Source organism: Enterococcus sp. AMC1251 (assembly GCF_058216535.1).
This window is the reverse complement of the sequence record NZ_CM177098.1, coordinates 1,761,644-1,783,012: the sequence shown is the minus strand read 5'-3', so window position 1 is coordinate 1,783,012 and position 21,369 is coordinate 1,761,644. Positions and strand designations below refer to the sequence as shown.

The window sequence follows — 21,369 nt, the reverse complement described above, 5'->3', positions numbered from 1 at the left end:
GCCGTGAAAGAATTCTCAAAAAAGTTTGTCGTCCATTCTAAAGATACTGCTAAAGAAATCGGATCGGGTGATTTAGAAGTATTAGCTACCCCAGCACTAATTACAATGGTGGAAAATACTGCAAAAGAATACTTACACAAAGAACTAGCTTCAGAAGAAACAAGCGTAGGAACACTAATTGAAGCGAAGCATTTACGACCTTCAAAAGTTGGCGCTGAAATTATTGTTAAGGTGAAGATCGAATCACAAGAAAAAACGAAAATCAATTTTACTTTTGAGGCTTTTGATAATGGACAGTTAGTAGCCACTGGTATCCATCAAAGAGCTGTTATCTTAACCGATGTTTTTTTAGATAAACTAGCTCTTTCTAAGGAATGATGCTAATGGTGTGACCTAATTTGAAAGTTATGCTAAACTTATCTTTGTAGAAATTATTTTAGAAAAGGGGAGTTATATTATGAGTAGAGAAATGACAGGATTGAAATTTTATTTCAGAAATGGTGAAACTTGGACGATTGGTCGCCGTTTTATCGGAGATTTATGGATTAAACAAATCACAACTAGCTTTGGTCGTATTCATGGAAGTGAATTTATGGAAATCCATCCATGCGAAGGATTTAAAATCGAAATTTTTCAAGAAGGAGACCATGTTCAAACACATGATATCAACTTAGGTGGGCTCGAACTAGGCATGTTTGCTCGCGCATTGAAATATGAAGATATTGAACGTATGGAAATTTTATATAAAACTGGTACGCCTGATCTTGTTTACTTCCCATATAAAGATAAAACTGACGAAGGATTGGATAATGTTTATCAATCTACTAAAGTCAGTGAAAAATCAAAAAGCTTGTATATCGTGATCGACCCAACACAAACGGTTGATGATGTATACGGTGAAGAACTTTAATAAATAATTTGACCGTGGATTTCTTTTTTAAGATTCTGCGGTTTGTTTTTTCGTTAAAAGTCGGGGTGAGGTGTAAGAAATGAAAGCAATTGAACTATCTTTTAAAGAGAGACAAGCTGTTCTGAAGTTAAATAAAGAAGTAGATTTACCAATTAGAAACAAAGATCAATTACTAATCAAAGTTTCAGCCACTGCAATCAATCGGACGGATTTAGTTGCTAAAGAAACGGGTAACTTACCTAGAGGAAATGCGATCTTAGGTGTTGAGGTTTCGGGAACCGTTGTAGAAAGTGATTCAACACGTTTTCCAATAGGAAGTCGTATCATGGGACTTGTAAATGGCGGCGGTTACGCGGAATATGCTGTGATGAATTTAGGAAATGCCATGCTGTTGTCCGATCAGTTAACCTTTGAAGAGGGTGCGGCAATTCCCGAGGTTTTTCTCACAGCTTATCAAACACTTTTCTGGCTAGGAAATTTGGATTCGACAAAGTCAGTATTGATTCATGCGGGAGCTAGTGGTGTAGGAACAGCCGCAATTCAGTTAGCTAAACAATTAACCGATGCTAAAATAATTGTTACTGCAAGTTCGCCTGAAAAACTCAATCTATGTCAGACATTGGGCGCAGACATTCTTATCAACTATCATGAGGAAGATTTCAGTCAAAAGGTTCTTCAAGCAACTGCTGGAAAAGGCGTGGACGTTATTTTAGATTTTATTGGGGCATCTTATTGGGAGAAAAATTTAGCTAGTATTGCGGATGACGGTCACTTGATTCTTATTGGAATTTTAGGAGGTGCAATTGTCAAAGAAGTTCATTTAATGGCACTATTGCAAAAAAGAGTCACGATTAAAGCGACGTTACTTACACCGCGAAGTGATGAATACAAAGCTAGATTAACAAAAGAATTCATGACTAAGACAAATGAGTTATTTGCGTTAAGAAAATTAAAACCAATCGTTGATTGCATATTTTCACTTGAAGATGTAGAAATTGCGCACACATACATGTTGAATAATATAAATAAAGGAAAAATCATTTTAAAAGTTAGCAAATAATGTATTCATTTTCAAAAAATACTTCTTTAAATCTAAAGCTTTCCAACGATAAAAATGATGTTGATTTTCAATTTAGAAAGAAAAAATGTTGACACTTTGTTTTTGTAGGTATATACTTAGAACAATTCTTAAATAAATCAGTTACGGAGTGATTCATATGATAAGCATGAAGCATAACCAATTACAACTGAATAATTACTACTTTAGCTATTTTAGATGAGTTTGTATTCATATACATTATGGGTGCAGACTAGCAAGTTTGTATCTATGATGGCTAGGGAATTTTGAAATGACTTTCAGCCGCGTAGATGAGAAAATCTATAGTGGCTTTTATATTACCTATTTTTTGTAAGGTGTTCACTGTAGATTTTTTTAAAATTTACGTGAGTACCTTTTTTGTTTGAGAAAAATTACTCTTGGGGAGGAAATAAGATGGGAAATACGATTACTGGTCACACTAAATTAGTCGCATTATTTGCTACACCAATTCGTCACAGTGTTTCACCAATGATTCACAATACAGCTTTTCAAGCATTGCAAATAGATGCGGTTTACCTGGCTTTTGAAGTGGGGATAGAAGGATTAGCGCAAGCAATAGATTCGATAAAAAATTTGGGTATGATTGGCGCAAACTTATCTATGCCAAATAAGATTTTAGCTATTGACTATATGGATGAATTGAGTGAAGCCGCTCGTTTGATTGGTGCAGTAAACACGATTATCAATAATAATGGAAAATTAATAGGACATAACACTGATGGTATTGGGTTTATGAGAAGCTTACAAGATATCGACGTTGACATCATCGGTAAACAAATAACAATCATCGGAGCAGGTGGAGCTGCGACGGCAATCATGGTTCAAGCAGCTTTAGATGGTGTGAAAAAGATCTCGGTTTATAATAGAAAAGACGACTTTTACGATAATATTCAAGAGAAATTAGCTTACATTTCAGAAAACACAAACTGTACTATCAAATTAAATGACCTATCTGATGAAAATAGTCTAGCAAAAGATGTAGCTGAAAGCGTGTTATTATTAAACGCAACGGGCGTTGGAATGAAACCGTTAGAAGAACAAACACCGATACAAGACTTTTCTATCATTCGTTCAGATTTAGCCGTTTGTGATGTTATCTATACCCCAAGAGAAACAGAATTTCTAAAGCAAGCCCGTTTACGTGGAGCTAAAACCAATAACGGTTTGGGCATGTTGCTTTATCAAGGCGCTGCTGCATTTGAAGAATGGACAGGGCAAGAGATGCCGATAGAAATTGTAAAGCCAATTATTGAAAATAATTAAAATGAAAATAAAAGGAGAGAATAACGATGATCGTAATTATGAAATCGGAAGCAACAAAAGCTCAAATTAACTCAGTGATAGAGCGCGTAAAAAAAGAAGGCTTAGAAGTTCATTTAAGTGAAGGGGATGAACAAACAGTCATTGGTTTGATAGGCGACACGAGAAAAATGCAAGATGTCGCATTTAACAGTTATGATGGCGTTGAAAATGCTGTTAGAATCTCTTTAACCTATAAACTAACAAGTCGAGAATTTCATCCGGAGAATACAATTGTCAATGTTGATGGTGTAAAAATAGGCGATGGTAGCATGACAATGATGGCTGGTCCATGTTCTATTGAAAGTTTAGAGCAAATTCGAGAGTGTGCCAGAATTGCTAAAGCTGGTGGAGCAACTGTTTTACGCGGTGGTGCGTTTAAACCAAGAACCTCGCCATACGCATTTCAAGGGCTAGAGGAAGAAGGGTTAAAATATATCCGTCAAGCAGCAGACGAATTTGATTTGAAAGTCATCACAGAAGTTATGGATGAAGCGCATATTGATATGATTGCCGAATATAGTGATATCTTACAAATCGGTGCCAGAAATATGCAAAACTTCAAATTACTTCAAGCTGTTGGGAAAACTGGCAAACCAATTGGCTTAAAGCGCGGAATTTCTGGTACAATTGATGAATGGCTAAATGCAGCAGAATACATTGCAGCTCAAGGGAACTTCAATGTTCTTTTTATTGAACGTGGTATACGCACATACGAAACGGCTACACGTAATACACTCGATTTAAGTGCAGTTCCTTTAATAAAAAAAATGAGTCATTTTCCGATCATTGTTGATCCTAGTCATGGTGTAGGTATTTGGGACCTTGTTCCTTCAATGGCTCGTGCAGGTGTTGCAGCTGGTGCAGATGGATTGATTGTTGAGATTCACCCTGATCCAATTAATGCGTGGTCTGATGGTCCTCAATCTTTAAATGAAAAAACGTACATGCATATGATGAAAGAAGTTCACATTATTGAAAAAGCAATGAAAGAAATTAAAGCTTTAAGATAAAAAGGAGTTGAAATCAAATGGAACTCACTGTAACCTTACCCAACCATTCTTATGATTTAACGATTGAAAAAGGTTTGTTGAAAGATATCGGCTCTTGGGCTAAAAAATGCTGGTCTCCCCAAAAGGTTGTGATTATCACAGATACAAATGTTCAAGCTTTATATGGAAGACAAGTTTATAGCAGTTTGAAAGATGCAGGATTTGAGCCGTCAACATTTGTGGCCGAAGCTGGAGAACAAAGCAAAAATTTAACAGTGGCGTCTAAAATTTATGATTTTCTAGCTGAGGAAGGAATGACTCGAAGTGATGGAATCATTGCTTTAGGCGGAGGCGTTGTTGGTGATTTAGCTGGGTTTGTCGCGTCTACTTATATGCGTGGGGTACACTTTTTACAAGTTCCAACAACATTATTAGCCCAAGTCGACAGCAGTATTGGTGGTAAAACAGCTGTAAATACATCAAAGGCTAAAAATCTAGTTGGCACATTTGCTCAACCAGATGGCGTTTTAATTGATCCTGATACGTTGACAACGTTAGAAGCGAGAAGGATACAAGAAGGCATCGCTGAAATTATCAAATCTGCAGCTATTGCAGATGAAAAGTTATGGCAAATTTTGAATAACTTGTCAGATGAACAAGCGTTACTAACGCGAGCAACCGAAATCATTGCTGCTTGCTGTGAGATCAAACGGAAAGTTGTTGAAGAGGATGAACTGGATAATGGTGTTCGCTTACTTCTTAATTTCGGTCACACGATTGGACATGCATTAGAAAATACTATTGGATATGGTAATCTGACGCATGGTGAAGGAGTTGCTATCGGGATGAGCCAAATCACCAGAATCGCTGAAGAAAAGAAGTTAACACCATTCGGTACGACAGAGCAATTGAATGCCATGATTCAAAAGTTTCATTTACCAATCACATCAAGTCTTTGGGATCAAGAACTCCTTTACGAAGCATTGACTCATGATAAGAAGGCGCGAGGCGGAAAAATTAATATTATTTTATTAGAATCGATTGGTAAAGCGAAAATTGTTCGAATTCCAATTGAAGAAATGAAGAGTTATCTAGAGTAGGGGGAAATTACATGCGTTTTATTACAGCGGGAGAATCACATGGACCAGAATTAACAGCAATTATAGAAGGATTACCAGCAGGGATGCCGTTATCACCTGAAGATATTAATCTAGAGTTGGCTAGAAGACAAGGCGGATATGGGCGCGGTGGCAGAATGCTAATTGAAAAAGATCAAGTAAGAATTACTTCAGGTATTCGCCATGGCAAAACATTAGGTTCACCCGTCACACTTATTGTTGAGAATAAAGACTGGAAAAATTGGACATCCGTCATGTCAATCGAGGAAGTTTCAGAAAAAGAAAAAAAAATCCGACGCGTAAATAAACCACGCCCAGGACATGCGGATCTTGTAGGTGGAATCAAATATCAGCATGATGACCTTAGAAATGTCTTAGAACGTTCCTCAGCTCGAGAAACAACCATGCGGGTTGCAATTGGAGCCGTTGCTAAAAAATTATTAAAAGAATTAACTATTGAAGTAGCAGGTCATGTGGCAATTTTAGGTGGAATTAAAGCTAAAATCCCAGATAACTTGACCGTTAAAGAAATCCATGAACGTTCAGAAAATTCAGACGTTCGTGTCCTTGATCCGTTAGTAGAGCAAGAGATTCGTGATTTAATTGATCAAACAAAGAAAAACGGTGATACTATTGGTGGTGTTGTCGAAGTTGTGGTCGGTGGCGTACCAATAGGGTTGGGAAGTTATGTTCAATGGGATCGTAAACTAGATGCGAAAATTGCCCAAGCGGTTACAAGTATCAATGCATTTAAAGGTGTTGAATTCGGAATCGGCTTTGATATGGGCTACAAACCAGGTAGCCAAGTCATGGACGAAATTGTTTGGGATGAAAAAACAGGTTATATAAGAACTTCAAATAATCTAGGTGGTTTTGAAGGGGGAATGACCAATGGTATGCCAATCATTGTTCGCGGTGTTATGAAGCCTATTCCAACATTATATAAACCGTTGCAAAGTGTCAATATCGATACAAAAGAACCCTATAAAGCAAGTGTAGAACGGTCTGATAGCACTGCAGTTCCAGCTGCAAGTGTTGTCTGTGAAGCGGTTGTAGCCACAGAAATAGCTCAAGCGATGCTTGAAAAATTTAGTAGTGATTCGTTTGAACAAATGAAAAAAGAAGTGGCATCTTATCGGCGCTACACTCAAACGTTTTAATGAAAGCTAAAAATGGAGAGTGAAGCGGAATGAATAAAAAGATTTTAATTGTCGGTCTAGGATTAATTGGCAGTTCATTAGCACTATGCATAAAAAAAGAACATCCCTCAGTAACAATTATTGGAGTAGATGATCAAAAAGCTTCCGAAGAATTTGCATCACAAAGAAAAATCATCGATCAAAAAGCAGCGTCCATAGATGAAGCTGCTGTATTGGCGGATATCATTTTTCTATGTACTCCGGTTAAAAGTATGTTGGATCAACTGAACTTACTCGGAACATTACCCTTAAAAAAAGAGGTCATTATTTCAGATGTCGGTAGTACAAAATTAGAAATTATTCAAACAGCAAAAAAAGCTGGATTAAAAGCATTTATTGGTGGACATCCAATGGCAGGATCACATAAATCTGGTGTGACAGCTGCAGATGAAAATCTATTTGAGAATGCCTATTATATTTTAACTTCATCAGATGTAGAGAAGCAAAAACAAGTCGATGAATTGCAAAGTCTTTTACAAGGAACACGAGCAAAATTTGTTATCCTTACAGCTGAAGAGCATGATCAAATTACTGGAATGCTAAGTCACTTACCACATATTATTGCTGCTGGTTTGGTCAACCAAAGCAAAGTCTTTAATGAAGAGCATCCGCGTTCAAAGCAATTAGCCGCTGGAGGATTTCGAGATATTACACGAATTGCTTCATCCGATCCGCAAATGTGGACAGATATTCTGCTCAGTAATAAAAAAGCATTGCTACAGCTAATGAATTCATGGCAAGCTGAGATGAAGCAAGTTTCAACATGGATTCAAACGGAAAATAAAGAGGCTATTTTTCAATTTTTCTATGAAGCGAAAGAAACTAGAAATCAAATGCCTGTTCACAAAGAAGGAGCAATTCCTGCATTCTATGATTTATTCGTGGATGTACCAGATATGCCTGGTGTGATAGCAGAAATTACAGCTTTATTAGGTAGAGAGCAATTATCATTAATTAATTTAAAGATTCTTGAAACTCGCGAAGATATTTATGGTATTTTACAACTAACTTTTAAGCGACAGGAAGATTTGGAAAAAGCGAAAGTAGTTATTGAAAAAGAAACAGATTACTTGTGTTATGAAAAATGAGTTTTTGCGAGCTAGTTGTTTAGCTGTGTATTATCTAGCTAAGTGAGCTTATACGTTACTTCAATTAAGAGCTAAATCTCTGAGGAGTGAGGGGCTTAGTAAAAAAAACAAAGGAGGGATATTTTGGATTTAGTAATCAATAAAATCGGCTTAAACGGAATGATCGATATTCCAAGTGACAAATCGATTTCTCATAGAAGTATTATGTTTGGCGCAATTGCGCAAGGGAAAACAACAGTTAGAAATTTCTTGAGAGGCGACGATTGTTTAAGTACTTTGAAAGCATTTCAGGATTTAGGGGTTAAAATTGAAGATGATGGTGAGATTATTACAGTTTACGGAACGGGTTTTTCAGGTTTAAAGAAAGCAAAAAAAGCAATTAACGTTGGCAACTCAGGAACGACCATCCGATTAATCATGGGGATTTTAGCTGGAGCACCATTTTCTAGTGAACTATTAGGGGATCATTCGATTGCAAAGCGTCCAATGAATAGAGTAATGCTACCACTTAACCAAATGGGTGCTCAGTGCAGTGGATATGATGGTACGGAATTTCCACCTTTAACTGTAAAAGGGACAGAAAATTTACAACCAATCCGTTATCAAATGCTTGTAGCCAGTGCCCAAGTAAAATCAGCAATTCTTTTTGCTGCCATGCAAGCTCAAGGGGAATCAATAATTATAGAAAAAGAAAAAACAAGAGATCACACAGAAGACATGATTCGTCAATTCGGTGGAGAAATTACTGTTTCAGATAAGGAGATTCGTATTAGCGGATCTCAGAATCTAATAGGGCAAGAGGTCGTTGTACCAGGTGATATTTCTTCAGCTTCATTTTTTCTTACAGCAGGATTGATTATTCCAGGTAGCCGAATCATTCTAAATAATGTTGGTTTAAATCCAACACGAACAGGTATCATTGATGTTATTCAGCAAATGGGTGGGAATTTAACAATTCAAGAAACTGGAAGGGAAGAAAATAGAGCGGGAACTTTAACCGTTGAATCAAGTAACTTGAAAGGAATAGAAATCAGTGGAGAAATCATTCCAAGACTAATCGATGAATTGCCGATCATTGCTTTACTAGCAACTCAAGCTGAAGGAACGACAATTATTCGTGATGCTGAAGAGTTAAAAGTCAAAGAAACAAATCGAATTGATGCGGTTGCAACTGAATTAACTAAAATGGGAGCTAACATCGAACCCACAGATGACGGTTTGATTATTCATGGTAAAACCACACTACATGCTGCTCGAGTGACAAGCTATGGTGATCATCGCATTGGCATGATGCTGCAAATTGCTGCTCTTTTGGTGAAAGATGGAACAGTGGAATTAGAAAAAGCAGAGGCAATTTCTGTTTCTTATCCAAAATTTTTTGATGATTTAGCTAAATTATATTGATAAACGGAGGAACAAGGATGAAGGGGATTATTTTAATTGGTTTTATGGGAGCAGGGAAAACAACTGTTGGAAAGCTTCTTTCAAAAAAAACAGGGATGGAACATATCGACTTTGATGACAAAATCGTTGAAGAAATTGGTATGACGATCCAAGAATATTTTGATTTACATGGTGAAGAAGCGTTTAGGGCAAGAGAAACTGACGTTTTAAAACGTTATCTAGATCATAACCAAGTAGTGTCAACAGGTGGTGGGATTGTGATGAGACCAGAAAATCGAAAACTATTAAAGCGAATGGCTCCAGTTGTTTATCTACAAACCAAACCAGAAGTGTTCATTCCACGATTAAAACATGACCATACAACCGTTAGACCGCTAGTTGTATCAAAGTCTCCAGGAGAAATCAGACAAGTCTTTGAACCAAGAATTCCATTATATGAGGAAAGTGCCAGCTTAGTTGTCGACACGGATAATCAAACACCAGAGGAAATTGCGCAAGAAATTTTAGAAAATATATAAGTAGGTGAACTAATGAGAGTAGGTTTTTTAGGTCCAGAAGCTTCTTTTACTCATAGTGCAACAAAAAATGCTTTTCCAAACGAAGAACTGATTTCTTATCAATCGATTCCAGCATGCATCAAAGGTGTTGAGTTTGGTGAAGTTGATTTAAGTGTTGTGCCGATTGAAAATACGATAGAAGGGTCTGTCAATACGACTGTGGACTATCTTTTTCAGCAAATAGAAATTCCTGTAGGCGCAGAAATCGTCTTACCGATTTACCAACAATTGATGGTGGCAAAAGAGAATAAGAAGTCATGGCAAGAGATAACAAAGATTTTATCTCATCCTCAGGCGTTAGCACAATCACAAGAATTTATTCGTACTTATTTCCCGATGGCTGAGCTTGAAGCGACACCTTCTACTGCCTATGCAGCAAATGTTGTCGCCCTTAATCCAGCGCAGAAAATCGCAGCTATTGCCCCGAAACTTTCTGCTGAGAAGTATGGTCTTGAAATTGTTGGTAAGGACATTCAAGATGTCGCAATTAACCAGACTCGATTTTGGGTCATTGGGTCTGAAAAGATCGAGTTACCAATAAAATCTACCGATAAAAAGTTGACTATTGCGTTAACTATGCCAAATAACATGCCAGGTGCTTTGCATAAAGCTTTATCTGCATTTAGCTGGCGGGAAATTGATTTAAGTAAAATTGAATCTCGTCCTTTGAAAACAGCGTTGGGCGAGTATTTCTTTCTGATAGATATCAATGTTCAAAAAACGCAGCAATTACTTGATAATGCTTTAGAAGAGATACGTTTAATGGGTGGAACAGTAAAAATATTCGGAAAATATGCGATTTATCCAATCAACGGAGTATAAAGATCTGAAAAGGTCTTTTTATTTTTTGTTAAATTTTCTCTATCTAATAGGAATTTTTGGTAAAATAAGGTATGCTTATAATTGTTGTTAATTGAAGTGAGGTGGAAATGATGAGCCGTATAGATCGCTATAAACACATACATGATAAATCAAAACCAGTAGAAGAAAAGAATGGCTTTAATCCAAGAAAAGAAAAAAATTATACTGAAGAACCTAGAAATAGCTATTATCAAGAACAAGAACCACTGAATGAATCTCATCAAAATGTAGGACAAGCAGAGATTAATGCAAAAGCAAAAGGTGTTTCAAAAAGAGAAAAAAAAACAAAAAAACCTAGAAGAAAGAAACGGTTTAGCTGGCCTAAAAGAATCGCCTTGTTTTTTATCTTGCTGATTGTATTAGCAGTGGGTTTCTTTTTCAAAGGGAAATCATACGCTGAAAATGATAATTCTTTACCTAAAGAGGCCATCGAAACCTTTAATGGAGCAAAAAGTGCTAATGGTGCTAACAATATCTTAATTTTAGGTAGTGATACTAGAGGGGAAGATGCTGGTCGGGCGGACACAATTATGGTTCTTCAATTAGATGGTCCGTCAAAGAAACCTAAATTAATTTCATTTATGCGCGATACCTTTGTGGATATTCCAGGTTATGATGAGAATAAGATTAATGCGGCTTATGCGTTAGGTGGCGCAGACTTAGTCCGTCAAACTTTAGTGGAAAATTTCAATATTCAAACCAGATACTATGCGAAAGTGGACTTTCAATCATTTGAAAAGATTATTGATTCACTGTTTCCAAATGGTGTCAAAATCGACGCTGAAAAGGATTTGAATTTAGATGGTGTTGATATTGCAAAAGGGAAACAAAAAATGGATGGACATACGCTCTTGCAGTATTCGCGTTTCAGAAAAGATGAAGAAGGTGACTTTGGTCGTGTTCGCCGTCAACAACAGGTGATGACAGCTGTTATGGGACAATTAAAAAATCCTTTAGCATTGCTTCGGACTCCTGAATCTTTAGGTCGTCTAGTCGGTTATATGTCAACGGATGTACCTACATCGTTTATGTTGAAAAATGGACCTTCGTTGCTATTAAAAGGGGGCAGTGGCATCGAGCGATTAACCGTTCCAGTTGACGGATCTTGGAGTAACTTAGATGTTGATTATGCTGGTAGTGTTCTACAAATTGATTTAGATATGAACAAAGCAGCTGTTCAAAATTTTCTTGATCAATAAAAATTTAATATAATTATGAGCAGATTTATGCTATATTATTAATATTGTGTAAAATTAGTGAAACGAGGTTACAAAATGAAAATTGCTATTGTGACAGATAGTACAGCTTATTTACCTGAGAGAATCAAGAACTCTCCTAATTTGTTTGTTATTTCTATTCCTGTTATTTTAGATGGTAAGATTTATAATGAAGGAATAGATATTGAAGCCGATGAATATTATGAGTTATTGAATAATAGTAATGAGTTTCCAACAACTTCTCAACCTGCATTAGGTGAAGTTATCGAACTATATAACGAGATTGCTGCTAAAGGATATGACACTATTATCAGTATCCATCTTTCCTCTGGTATTTCGGGCTTTGTTAATACGTTGTTTTCCTTAACAGATTCAATAAATGGTATTACGCTTTATCCTTACGATTCCAAAATTACAAGTGTGCCAATGGGGCATATGGTCGAGGCAGCTTTAGATTTAATAGAAGAAAATGCTAGTTTAGAAGAAATATTTACAAAACTAGATATCATTAGAGATAATACGTACGCATATTTGATTGTTGAGGATTTAAACAATCTTGTACGCGGCGGACGTTTAACTAATGGTGCGGCTTTAATTGCTGGATTATTGAAAATCAAGCCGATTTTAACCTTTGAAGATGGTAAGATTGTTTTGTTTGAAAAAATTCGCTCGACAAAAAAGGCTTTTGCACGAGCTGAAAAAATAATTGGGAAACGAGACCAAGAAATTAATCGTCCTGTGAAATTGTATGTTATTCATGCAAATAACTTAGAAGTTGCTGAAGAAGAGAAAGAAAAACTTCAAAAGCAATATCCAAATGCCATTATTGAAATTGGTCATTTTGGTCCTGTTATTGGAACGCATTTAGGTGAGAAGGCCATTGGAATTGCTATTTCAGCACAATAGATTAAAGGATGAGACAAATGCTTTTTGTTAACTAAGATTGTAAATTGAATCAACTATTATGAAAAGATTATGAAAACCACCTATGAGGCACACTAGCCTTGCCTTCATGGGTGGTTTTCATAGTCTTATTTTGATTCATTCAGTCGATAAATAATAGCTCTCTTCCAAAAAAATTTCTACTAATCAGTCCGATTTGACAATAAGCCTAAATAATATGAGCTTCTATTATTTTATTAAAAGTATTTATTTGATTAACTGGCTATAAACTTTAATGGGTAAAGTGAAGAGATTCAATCATTTAAAATGTCTTTTTAGCATTTATTAAAATAGATGATTATAGTATTAAGATATTATGACCACCATAATTTTTTTAAACCAATATCTCCATTGCTATCAAACTCTACACCATTAATATAATTATGAATATTGTAATATTTTTGAGGATAATATAAATATATAAGTAGATTCTCTTTCTGAATATAATCTTCCATTTTTAGAAAAATTTCTTTTTTTTCTGTTAGTAATGTAGATTGTTTGTATGTATTAGCAAGACGTATTAAATTAGATAAATGCTTCTCGCTAATGAACCTTTGAAAGAGTAAGGATTTATTCAATAAAAAGTCTAAGTACCCTAATTCGATATCAGTAACGGGTATATCTGTAGCCAACGCCATATCAGCATTGGAGACAATATCTTCTTCATAATAATTGTCATTGAATGAATAAGTTTTTATCTGAATATTTATATTATACACAGACGATTTATTCTTAAACCATTCAGCTTCTCGAATTAATTTAGGATGATTGAATATTGCCAGTACAAGTGGTTCCCCAGTGTAATTCGATAACTTCAAATCCATCGTTATTTCTTCTTCTTTAACTTCAAAAACCGTAGCCTCTTTTTGAGAATAATTAGGAAAATAACTATATGCTTCTGTTACTTTATTATCATATAGATCGCGTATTAAATTACTGGTATCAAAAACTTTTTTTAAAGCATTTACTAACGCTTTATCTATTGAAGGAATTTTCTTTTGATTAAAGATCAAATAATTTACTCCTGAACGTTTAACTCCAATATCTTTTGTTTCAGAATAGTTTGAAGGAGTATTGTTAATATCTAAGGAAGGTAAAACAAGCCATTTTTTTATTTTTAAATCAATAATCCAAAATTCGATACCCTTTACTAAAGGTTGTTCGTGATAATAATGTTGAAAGGTCTTTAGAGAAAGAGAATTTTCTTTGTTTTCGAACAATATAAAAGGACCGCATCCAATGAATTTTTCATTTTGAGATAAAGTGGACCTAATCACTAGTGAATAATGAGTAATTAACTTCAAAAATAGCGGTTCAGGTGTTTTGAAAAGAAAATGAACAACAAAGTCTGAGCTACAATACATATCTTTTAAATCATTTAATATCCAGTCCCCTGTACTACTTAATTTTGCTTGATTGAAGCTGTACAAAACATCATTACCAGTGAGCTTAGTACCATCATGGAAAAATATATTTTTTCTTATATAAAATGTCCACTCGGTAAAATTATTATTGTGTTTCCAATCAATCGCTACCAAAGGAGTATATGTATCAGATTTTTCAGAATAACTTACCAAGGTGTCGCTAATTTGCTTTATAAGATATGCTTCAAAGTGAAGAGAAGAATGACATGGGTCAAGTGGAGCAATTCTTCTATTTATAACAAATCTTAGAATGTTATCTGAATTATCAGTGAAAGTATGTTTAAAAAGAGCTTGAAATTCTTCTATAAAAGGCATGAACCACTCTTGAGGGATATCTAATTGCGATAATTCAAGGGCGAATTTCATGTCTTTATTGTTAATACATTTTATCAAATTAGCCTGTATTTCAGATGGAAAACTTTCCTGAAATATCAATGTTGAAAAATTTCCTCTCCCTTTTCCTGGAATATAGTTCAATAGACCTAATTCTTCATATTTCCTCAGTTTTTTTTTAACATTTTGTTTTGTGTAATGCCATTCTTTGGCTAGATTTCCCATGCTGAAAAGCACTTTCCGATTTTTTTCTTTATAATAAACAATTGATCTTAATGTGAAATACTCAATATCCTTCATTTTAACCCCTCCTTAAATAAAAATATATGAACCTATTTTCCTGTTGTCACTTCCTATAAAATTAAAAAGGTATATTATTCTAACTTATTTTACCCTTTTTTTGCTTTTTAATCTAGGTGATACTTTAAAAGTATATTAAATATATTAGAATTCAATAAGAGTAGGGGTGGAAAATGTTTAAAGATTTGGATTCTACACTAAAAAATAGGTTTTTAGTGTCATTTATAAGTAAGTCTAGTTCGTCAATGCTACTTCCTTTTATGTCGATTTATTACACAGAAAATATTAGTGCAGGTGCTGCTTCTATTTTTGTAATCTTAGCTACAATACTGCAATTAGTAGCAACTTTGTACGGCGGGTATAAAACAGATATTCTAGGAAGAAAAAAAATTATGGTGTTCGGAGAAAGTATTAAAGTTATAAGTTTTTTCATAATGATTTTCCAATTTACTCCGTACGTGGTGTTTGCTTCTATATGTTTGATAAATATTGCTCAAGGGTTGATTAACCCCGCTGCTGAGGCAATGCTGGTCGATCTAAGCAATAACGAAAATAGACCTAGAGTTTTTTCTATCAATTATTGGATAACAAATATCTCTATAATGCTAGGAACAATAATTGGAGGATGGTTATTCACAAAATCTTTAACTGAGCTTCTGATTCTTCTTTTTTTGCTTTCTTGTGTGACCTTAGGAGTAACCTATCTAAGAATTGTAGAATCATTTCAAGTTTCTGAGAAATTAAAAGAAGCTAATTTGAAATTTGATGTTGTTCGTATTTTTAAGCAGTATTCTAATGTTCTAAAAAATAAGGTTTTTCTCTTTTATACAATTGGAAGTATCTTGGTACTAGCAGTTGAGTTACAACGTAGTAATGTAATTGCACTACATTTTGCATCCAGTACAGAAATGAATCAGACTTTTTATATTTTTGAAAGAATGATCAGTATTGACGGTGTTCGTTTACTAAGTTTGCTAACAACATTAAATACAATTCTTGTAGTAGTTTTAACGCCATTTGTAATAAGTAAGTTTAAATCTAACAAAATTAGTAGCTACTTAGTAATTGGGGTCATTGCTTACTCAATTGGTTATGCTTGTTTAGCTTACTTATCGAATGCGTGGATGATGCCGTTAATAATAGTTATCATCTCGATAGGAGAATTATTGTATATACCAGCAAAACAATCTTTGTTAGCAGAAATAATTGAAACCGGCAACAGAGGTACTTACATGGCATTTAATGGAATTAATCTACAGATTTCTAAAATTATAAGTGGATTTTTTTTGCTATTTGTAGGAGTGCTATCTGAAGCGATAATAGCTATATTAATTTTTTTGTTAGGTATTGCTGGGCTTATGATAACAATAATAAGTTATAAATTGAAAATACAGGAGGATGATTAAATGAAACTATCAGTTGCAACAAATTTTGATGAAAAATTAATCGATGGAGTGAAGTCTACTGAGGTAACAAATTTATTTGGGAAGTTAACGAATGATTTTGTTGGCGGAGGTCTTGAGACTGCCAATTTAGATTCTATAGATCGAGAAAAAGTATTAAATCACGTAAAATATGCTCACAAACATGGTTTAACATTTAATTATACATTCAACAATCCTTTTTTAAGTAATGATGAATTTACAAAAAAAGGTAAAAGTGAACTAAAAGAGCTTTTAGATTGGCTTAGTGAGATAGAAGTAGACTCCCTTACAATTTCAATTCCTATTTTTTTACAATATATTAAGAAAAACTACCCTAAAATTGACGTCAAAATATCTTCAAGTGTATGTGTTAACTCTGTTAGTAAAATTCGAAGTTGGGAAGAGATGGGCGCTGATTGTATCGTATTAGACCCCATGACCGTTAATCGAGAGTTCTCCTTATTAAAAGATTTAAGAGATTCAACTACTATGGATCTAGAACTGATTGTCAATAACAACTGTTTGTACGGATGTCCTATACTTCCGTACCACCAAGCCTTTTTAGGACAATCTTCTCGAAAAACAGGAAACGATGTCGGGAAAGATTATTGCTATTTAGGATGTTCAAAAAGAAGAGTAGCAGATCCAGTTAACTACTTAATTTCGGATATTATAAGACCAGAAGATATTCATTACTATGAAGCTTTAGGATATGATCAATTTAAAATTATAGATCGAGCAACTCCAACAGACTTGTTGATAAAGAGATGTAAAGCATATTCTGATAGAAAATATAATGGTAACCTACTCGATTTAATTCAACATTTTGGTTATCAAGATGTTTCTGATCCTATTAAATATTTGGAAAATATTTATATTGATAATACGAAGCTAAATAGGCATATTGAAAAATTTGTAAAAGGGAAGTGCAATAAATTAGAATGCGGAGGGAAATGTACTCATTGTCATAGTTTTGCGAAGAAAGCAACTAATATAGACCCGAATTTTAGAGAGCAGCATTTAGAAATGATTAAATATGAAAATAATCTAATTGAACGGTTAGTATAGGAGTAAAACAAATGAAAACTATTGAAGAGTATCGTCAAAAAATTGATCAAATTGATTTTAAAATAATAAAACTTTTGAAAGAGAGAAGTTTAATTGTTGAATCAATTGGCAAGATTAAAATCGAACAAAATATCAGTGTAATGCAAAAAAGTAGAGTTGAACAAGTATTAAACGAACGAAAAAAATTGGCTGAATCACTTCAATTAGAACAAGAGTTCATTGAGGAATTATTTAAAATGATAATCTTGTATTCGTGTAAGATAGAAAACAATATGGAATTAGAGAAAGGACATAATAAATGAAAAGAATACTAATAATAGGAAATTATGCTTTTGGAAAAAAGTATATGCAACATGCTAAACGACTAGGATACGAAGTAATTCTTGCAGCAGCAGTGTCAAAATCAAATTTAAGTGCACTGGAAACCGCATGTATGGATTACTACATTCAAATTGATTACTTTAATGAGGAAGAGACAATAAAAAAAATCGAAAGATTTTATAAGAATATACCATTTGAAGGAATATTGGCTGGGCATGTTTTTTTACCCAAACTTGTAAATCTTCTAACAGTTCATTTGAACTTACCCTCATTCGGTACAAAAGCAGTAGAATGTGTTATGTCAAAAGAAAAAACGAGAGAAAAACTAAAGGAATCAGGTTTATTTAACGAAAAATTTTTCATATTTAGTTCTAAACAAGAAATTATTCGAAAAAAAGCGAGCTTAAGCTATCCATGTATAATGAAGCCGTTGAATGGATTCGGAAGTATAAATGTGGAGAAAGTGAATTCCTTTGATGAGTTGTTAAGTGCGTTTGAAAAAAATGCTACCAATCTAGATTATGGAATTCTTGGACCAATCTTCACTAAACAAGTTTTAGTAGAACCTTTTATTAGTGGTAAAGAATTTTCTGTTGAAAGTGTAGTTGAAAAGGGCATTGTAAATTCAATTATGATTACAGAAAAAGTATTCAATGAAAAGTTTGAAAATGTTGAAAATGGACATATCATTCCTGCAGTCAGGATTACACTAGAAGAAGAAAAACAAATAGTAAATTACGTGGAAAAGATTCATGAATTATTTGAAATCTGTACTGGTATTACCCATACTGAAGTTAAAATAAATCAAAGTGGTGTTCACCTCATTGAACTAAATCCGCGAGTTGGTGGAGGATTTATTGCTGAAATGCTGAGTAGAGTGTTGAACGTTGATTTTTACAAGATTATTATTGAAAACTGCGTAGGTAAAAATTGTGAATTAAAATTCATGAAAAAAGGATTTGGATACATTAAGTTTATTCATTCTCCGAGGAAAGGAAAATTCGTGGGGTTTCAAAACTTAGAGGATTTGAAAAAAGATAAAAACTTTATTGATATGGAATATAAAATTGCACCGAAAAGCAATGTTAAAAACCTCAGTGACAATCGAGGTAGATTAGCTTTATTTGCTTACTTTAATGAGGAAAGTTTTGAATCTGTTAATTTGTCTGCTAAATTGTTACAGGAACTAGCTAAAATTGAGATAGGGGAGGAGAGCTAATGGGTAAAAAGTATTGTGTATGTCTCGGAAGAAGAGAAGCAGTGCTTAGGTCTGTTAAGAATAGAGATCTGTACACTATAGTAATTGTAGACAAGAAAATGCCTCCGCCAGAAGCATCTTTATGCGATTATTTCTATCATGTGAATGATATGACAGATTTGAAAGAAATAAGCAAGATTTTAGTTGATTTTGATATAAGCAAGATTTTGGCAGTTATTGCATCTGGCGAAAAGGGAATTCGCATTGCAGGACAATTGCGTGATAAATTCGATATACCTGGAATGGGAGCAAGTGAAATTGAGAAGTTTCGTGATAAGGCGCTAATGAAAGCAGCACTAAAAGAGAAAAAATTCTGGGTGCCAGAGTACGTTGAGATTAATGATATTGCAGATGGTTATGCTTTATTAAATAAGTTTTCAGAGGTAATTGCTAAACCAAAACAAGGAATGGGTTCAATTAGTGTAAATCGTATAAAATCAGTAAAGGAATGGGAAGAATACTACAAAACGTTTGAACAAGAAAAAGGAAAATATCATTTCGAAAAAGGAATTTTATTAGAAGAATTTATACAAGGTGAAGAATTCCATATTGACAGTATTATTCAAGAGGGTGAGATTAAATTTTCATACGCTAGTATGTACCCAACCCCTTTAGTTAATTTTATGGAGCATAATTTTGTCGGAACAATTGCATTAGATCAGAATTCTAAACTTTTTAAAGAACTCATAGACTATAACTATGAAGTAATTAAAGCATTAAATATTTGTGATGGTGTAACTCATTTAGAATGTTTTAAAAACATAGAACAGAATAGTGAAATATGTTTTTGTGAAATTGCGCTTAGACCTGCTGGAAGTGCAATTCCAGAAAATATAAAAATGCAAACAAATATAGATATTATTGATGGTTTTGTTGCAGTTGAAATTAGGGAAAGATATACTCCAACTATTAATTATAGGGATGGAATAATTGGATCCTTACAGATACCTATCAATTGTAATGGTAGAGTTACGTATATAGATCATGAACATATACTTGACATTGAAAAAAATATCGTGAAAGTTGATTATTTTGTTGAAATTGGTCAAGAGGTTCGAAAAGCTGATGCTTCACATAAACGAATAGGAGATATTTATGTACGTGCAGGTAATCTTGAAGAAATAATGGAAAATTTAAGAGTCATTCATTCTAGTGTAGATCAATATGTTAAAGTGAGAGGATTAGATATAGTATGAAAGTTAGCGGTGTAAACTTAAAAAAACTTGATAGAAACATATTTGGACTAGCTAAACATTTGGCAAGAAAAAATGAAGATATTTTTTTTCTGGATAGTTCTAGTAGAGTAGGAAAAGAAGAGAAGAGTTATTTGAGTTGGAATGTCATCGATGCGCTAGAAATAACTATAACAGGAGATAATGTAAATAGCGTTATAGATGAAATAGATTTGTTTTTAAATAAATGGTCTATTGAAATAAAAGATTGTCATAATGCCATGTTTAAACCGAATTGCTATATTTACCTTAGTTATGATTTAGGCGAAAATATTATTAGAGTAAACAATAAAAAAAATAAAGAAGATTCTTTCTTTGATGTAGCAATATATGTTTGTAGAGACAATTTGATATTTGATCACAATACTAATGAATCTATTTATATGAGTATATATGAACAAAATTTAAATGAAAAAGAATTAATTTCGAGATTTGAAAATGAGTTTGATAGTACACAAAATAAATTTGATCAAACGTATTTTAAACATAAAGTAAAAACTGAACTAGAAAGTAATTTTGAATACGATGAATATATTCAAACTCTAAAATCAATCAAAAACTATATCTATGAGGGACATATTTATCAAGTAAACATGAGTCAGAGATTTTCTTGGAAGATAAATGAACACTCTATTGAAATATATGAAAAGATTAGAAACTCGAATCCAGCTCCTTATTCAGCATACTTTAAGAAAAATCAATTGGCTATTTTATCAACTAGTCCAGAGCGTTTTCTAACAAAAAGAGGAACAACTATTGTAACTGAACCGATAAAAGGAACACGCCCAAGAGGGGAAAACGAGGTTGAAGAAAAGAAAAATTACGAACAACTTCTAAATTCTGAAAAAGAATGTTCAGAAAATACGATGATTGTCGATTTGCTAAGAAATGATCTTGGAAGACTTGCTATAGCTGGAACAGTGCAAGTTGAAAGTCTGATGTTTATAGAAAAATATGCTTCAGTTTTACAATTAGTTTCTAGAATTACTGCTGAAATTCAGGAGAATATCTCGCTTGGAAAAATAATATTGGAAACATTTCCTGGAGGATCTATAACAGGATGTCCTAAAAAAAGAGCAATGGAAGTGATTCAAGAAAGTGAACCTAAAAAAAGATCTCTCTATACAGGTTCTTTAGGAAGAGTGTCCATAGATAATTCAGAATTTGATTTAAATATTCTTATTAGAACAGTATTTATTGATGGAAATAACGCTAGTTTATCTCTAGGCGGAGGAATTGTATATGATTCAGTCGAATCAAAGGAATATCAAGAAACTCTCGACAAAGGTAAGGCTATTTTTAACGGTCTTTTAGGAAATTAAA

At 33.7% G+C, this 21,369-nt stretch carries 20 protein-coding genes; 19 read left to right on the top strand and 1 reads right to left on the bottom strand.

Annotation, left to right across the window (positions count from 1 at the left end; all coding sequences use genetic code 11):
* Window positions 1–3 precede the first annotated feature (3 nt).
* From AC4BBR_RS08315 to AC4BBR_RS08255, 13 genes are all read left to right on the top strand, one after another.
* The gene (locus AC4BBR_RS08315; protein ID WP_490459117.1) at window positions 4–378 is read left to right on the top strand and encodes a thioesterase family protein; all 375 of its coding nucleotides are present in this window, start codon (window positions 4–6) and stop codon (window positions 376–378) included.
* A 79-nt stretch (window positions 379–457) separates the two neighbouring features.
* Window positions 458–910, top strand: coding sequence for a hypothetical protein (locus AC4BBR_RS08310; protein ID WP_490459116.1), 453 nt, complete (start codon window positions 458–460; stop codon window positions 908–910).
* 79 nt (window positions 911–989) lie between these two features.
* Window positions 990–1,970: an NAD(P)H-quinone oxidoreductase gene (locus tag AC4BBR_RS08305; protein WP_490459115.1), complete on the top strand. Its 981-nt coding sequence runs from the start codon at window positions 990–992 to the stop codon at window positions 1,968–1,970.
* 432 nt (window positions 1,971–2,402) lie between these two features.
* Window positions 2,403–3,272 carry a shikimate dehydrogenase gene (aroE, locus tag AC4BBR_RS08300; RefSeq protein ID WP_490459114.1) on the top strand — a complete coding sequence of 290 codons (870 nt, stop codon included), beginning with the start codon at window positions 2,403–2,405 and terminating at the stop codon, window positions 3,270–3,272.
* 26 nt (window positions 3,273–3,298) lie between these two features.
* Window positions 3,299–4,321 (top strand): 3-deoxy-7-phosphoheptulonate synthase, encoded by a 1,023-nt coding sequence (aroF, locus tag AC4BBR_RS08295; RefSeq protein WP_490459113.1) that lies wholly within the window; start codon window positions 3,299–3,301, stop codon window positions 4,319–4,321.
* A 17-nt stretch (window positions 4,322–4,338) separates the two neighbouring features.
* Window positions 4,339–5,400, top strand: coding sequence for a 3-dehydroquinate synthase (aroB, locus tag AC4BBR_RS08290; protein WP_490459112.1), 1,062 nt, complete (start codon window positions 4,339–4,341; stop codon window positions 5,398–5,400).
* 11 nt (window positions 5,401–5,411) lie between these two features.
* Window positions 5,412–6,578 carry a chorismate synthase gene (gene aroC, locus AC4BBR_RS08285; RefSeq protein ID WP_490459111.1) on the top strand — a complete coding sequence of 389 codons (1,167 nt, stop codon included), beginning with the start codon at window positions 5,412–5,414 and terminating at the stop codon, window positions 6,576–6,578.
* Between the two features lie 29 nt (window positions 6,579–6,607).
* The gene (locus AC4BBR_RS08280; RefSeq protein WP_490459110.1) at window positions 6,608–7,705 is read left to right on the top strand and encodes a prephenate dehydrogenase; all 1,098 of its coding nucleotides are present in this window, start codon (window positions 6,608–6,610) and stop codon (window positions 7,703–7,705) included.
* A 159-nt stretch (window positions 7,706–7,864) separates the two neighbouring features.
* Entirely contained in the window at window positions 7,865–9,109 is a 1,245-nt protein-coding gene (gene aroA / locus AC4BBR_RS08275) for a 3-phosphoshikimate 1-carboxyvinyltransferase (RefSeq protein ID WP_490462091.1), read from the top strand.
* Window positions 9,110–9,126: 17 nt separating this feature from the next.
* Window positions 9,127–9,627, top strand: a complete 501-nt coding sequence (locus AC4BBR_RS08270) for a shikimate kinase (protein ID WP_490459109.1) — start codon at window positions 9,127–9,129, stop codon at window positions 9,625–9,627.
* A gap of 12 nt (window positions 9,628–9,639) precedes the next feature.
* Window positions 9,640–10,488, top strand: coding sequence for a prephenate dehydratase (gene pheA, locus AC4BBR_RS08265; protein WP_490459108.1), 849 nt, complete (start codon window positions 9,640–9,642; stop codon window positions 10,486–10,488).
* Between the two features lie 110 nt (window positions 10,489–10,598).
* A complete protein-coding gene (locus AC4BBR_RS08260) occupies window positions 10,599–11,726 on the top strand; it encodes an LCP family protein (protein WP_490459107.1) in 1,128 nt (375 codons plus the stop codon).
* 75 nt (window positions 11,727–11,801) lie between these two features.
* A complete protein-coding gene (locus tag AC4BBR_RS08255) occupies window positions 11,802–12,650 on the top strand; it encodes a DegV family protein (protein WP_490459106.1) in 849 nt (282 codons plus the stop codon).
* 350 nt (window positions 12,651–13,000) lie between these two features.
* Here AC4BBR_RS08255 and AC4BBR_RS08250 read toward each other — a convergent pair whose 3' ends face one another.
* The gene (locus AC4BBR_RS08250; RefSeq protein ID WP_490459105.1) at window positions 13,001–14,743 is read right to left on the bottom strand and encodes an ABC transporter substrate-binding protein; all 1,743 of its coding nucleotides are present in this window, start codon (window positions 14,741–14,743) and stop codon (window positions 13,001–13,003) included.
* 173 nt (window positions 14,744–14,916) lie between these two features.
* On the opposite strand from AC4BBR_RS08250, the gene AC4BBR_RS08245 reads away from it, so the two are divergent.
* From AC4BBR_RS08245 to AC4BBR_RS08220, 6 genes are read left to right on the top strand one after another with little or no spacing between them, the layout of a single operon-like run.
* Window positions 14,917–16,149 (top strand): MFS transporter, encoded by a 1,233-nt coding sequence (locus AC4BBR_RS08245; RefSeq protein ID WP_490459104.1) that lies wholly within the window; start codon window positions 14,917–14,919, stop codon window positions 16,147–16,149.
* Entirely contained in the window at window positions 16,150–17,235 is a 1,086-nt protein-coding gene (locus AC4BBR_RS08240; protein WP_490459103.1) for a U32 family peptidase, read from the top strand.
* Between the two features lie 11 nt (window positions 17,236–17,246).
* On the top strand, window positions 17,247–17,537 hold the full coding sequence (locus tag AC4BBR_RS08235; RefSeq protein ID WP_490459102.1) for a chorismate mutase: 291 nt from the start codon (window positions 17,247–17,249) through the stop codon (window positions 17,535–17,537).
* On the top strand, window positions 17,534–18,775 hold the full coding sequence (locus AC4BBR_RS08230) for an ATP-grasp domain-containing protein (RefSeq protein ID WP_490459101.1): 1,242 nt from the start codon (window positions 17,534–17,536) through the stop codon (window positions 18,773–18,775). The genes AC4BBR_RS08235 and AC4BBR_RS08230 overlap by 4 nt, the downstream gene beginning before the upstream one ends.
* A complete protein-coding gene (locus tag AC4BBR_RS08225; protein ID WP_490459100.1) occupies window positions 18,775–20,010 on the top strand; it encodes an ATP-grasp domain-containing protein in 1,236 nt (411 codons plus the stop codon). The genes AC4BBR_RS08230 and AC4BBR_RS08225 overlap by 1 nt, the downstream gene beginning before the upstream one ends.
* Window positions 20,007–21,368 carry an anthranilate synthase component I family protein gene (locus AC4BBR_RS08220; RefSeq protein WP_490459099.1) on the top strand — a complete coding sequence of 454 codons (1,362 nt, stop codon included), beginning with the start codon at window positions 20,007–20,009 and terminating at the stop codon, window positions 21,366–21,368. Before AC4BBR_RS08225 ends, AC4BBR_RS08220 begins: the two co-directional genes overlap by 4 nt.
* The last annotated feature ends 1 nt before the right edge of the window (window position 21,369 follow it).

Excerpts from the sequence above, each read along its gene's own strand:
- AC4BBR_RS08310 (WP_490459116.1), top strand. The coding sequence starts at position 458 with ATGAGTAGAGAAATGACAGGATTGAAATTTTATTTCAGAAATGGTGAA.
- AC4BBR_RS08305 (WP_490459115.1), top strand. The coding sequence starts at position 990 with ATGAAAGCAATTGAACTATCTTTTAAAGAGAGACAAGCTGTTCTGAAG.
- aroE (WP_490459114.1), top strand. The coding sequence starts at position 2,403 with ATGGGAAATACGATTACTGGTCACACTAAATTAGTCGCATTATTTGCT.
- aroF (WP_490459113.1), top strand. The coding sequence starts at position 3,299 with ATGATCGTAATTATGAAATCGGAAGCAACAAAAGCTCAAATTAACTCA.
- aroB (WP_490459112.1), top strand. The coding sequence starts at position 4,339 with ATGGAACTCACTGTAACCTTACCCAACCATTCTTATGATTTAACGATT.
- aroC (WP_490459111.1), top strand. The coding sequence starts at position 5,412 with ATGCGTTTTATTACAGCGGGAGAATCACATGGACCAGAATTAACAGCA.
- AC4BBR_RS08280 (WP_490459110.1), top strand. The coding sequence starts at position 6,608 with ATGAATAAAAAGATTTTAATTGTCGGTCTAGGATTAATTGGCAGTTCA.
- aroA (WP_490462091.1), top strand. The coding sequence starts at position 7,865 with ATGATCGATATTCCAAGTGACAAATCGATTTCTCATAGAAGTATTATG.
- AC4BBR_RS08270 (WP_490459109.1), top strand. The coding sequence starts at position 9,127 with ATGAAGGGGATTATTTTAATTGGTTTTATGGGAGCAGGGAAAACAACT.
- pheA (WP_490459108.1), top strand. The coding sequence starts at position 9,640 with ATGAGAGTAGGTTTTTTAGGTCCAGAAGCTTCTTTTACTCATAGTGCA.
- AC4BBR_RS08260 (WP_490459107.1), top strand. The coding sequence starts at position 10,599 with ATGAGCCGTATAGATCGCTATAAACACATACATGATAAATCAAAACCA.
- AC4BBR_RS08255 (WP_490459106.1), top strand. The coding sequence starts at position 11,802 with ATGAAAATTGCTATTGTGACAGATAGTACAGCTTATTTACCTGAGAGA.
- AC4BBR_RS08250 (WP_490459105.1), bottom strand. The coding sequence starts at position 14,743 with ATGAAGGATATTGAGTATTTCACATTAAGATCAATTGTTTATTATAAA.
- AC4BBR_RS08245 (WP_490459104.1), top strand. The coding sequence starts at position 14,917 with ATGTTTAAAGATTTGGATTCTACACTAAAAAATAGGTTTTTAGTGTCA.
- AC4BBR_RS08240 (WP_490459103.1), top strand. The coding sequence starts at position 16,150 with ATGAAACTATCAGTTGCAACAAATTTTGATGAAAAATTAATCGATGGA.
- AC4BBR_RS08235 (WP_490459102.1), top strand. The coding sequence starts at position 17,247 with ATGAAAACTATTGAAGAGTATCGTCAAAAAATTGATCAAATTGATTTT.
- AC4BBR_RS08230 (WP_490459101.1), top strand. The coding sequence starts at position 17,534 with ATGAAAAGAATACTAATAATAGGAAATTATGCTTTTGGAAAAAAGTAT.
- AC4BBR_RS08225 (WP_490459100.1), top strand. The coding sequence starts at position 18,775 with ATGGGTAAAAAGTATTGTGTATGTCTCGGAAGAAGAGAAGCAGTGCTT.
- AC4BBR_RS08220 (WP_490459099.1), top strand. The coding sequence starts at position 20,007 with ATGAAAGTTAGCGGTGTAAACTTAAAAAAACTTGATAGAAACATATTT.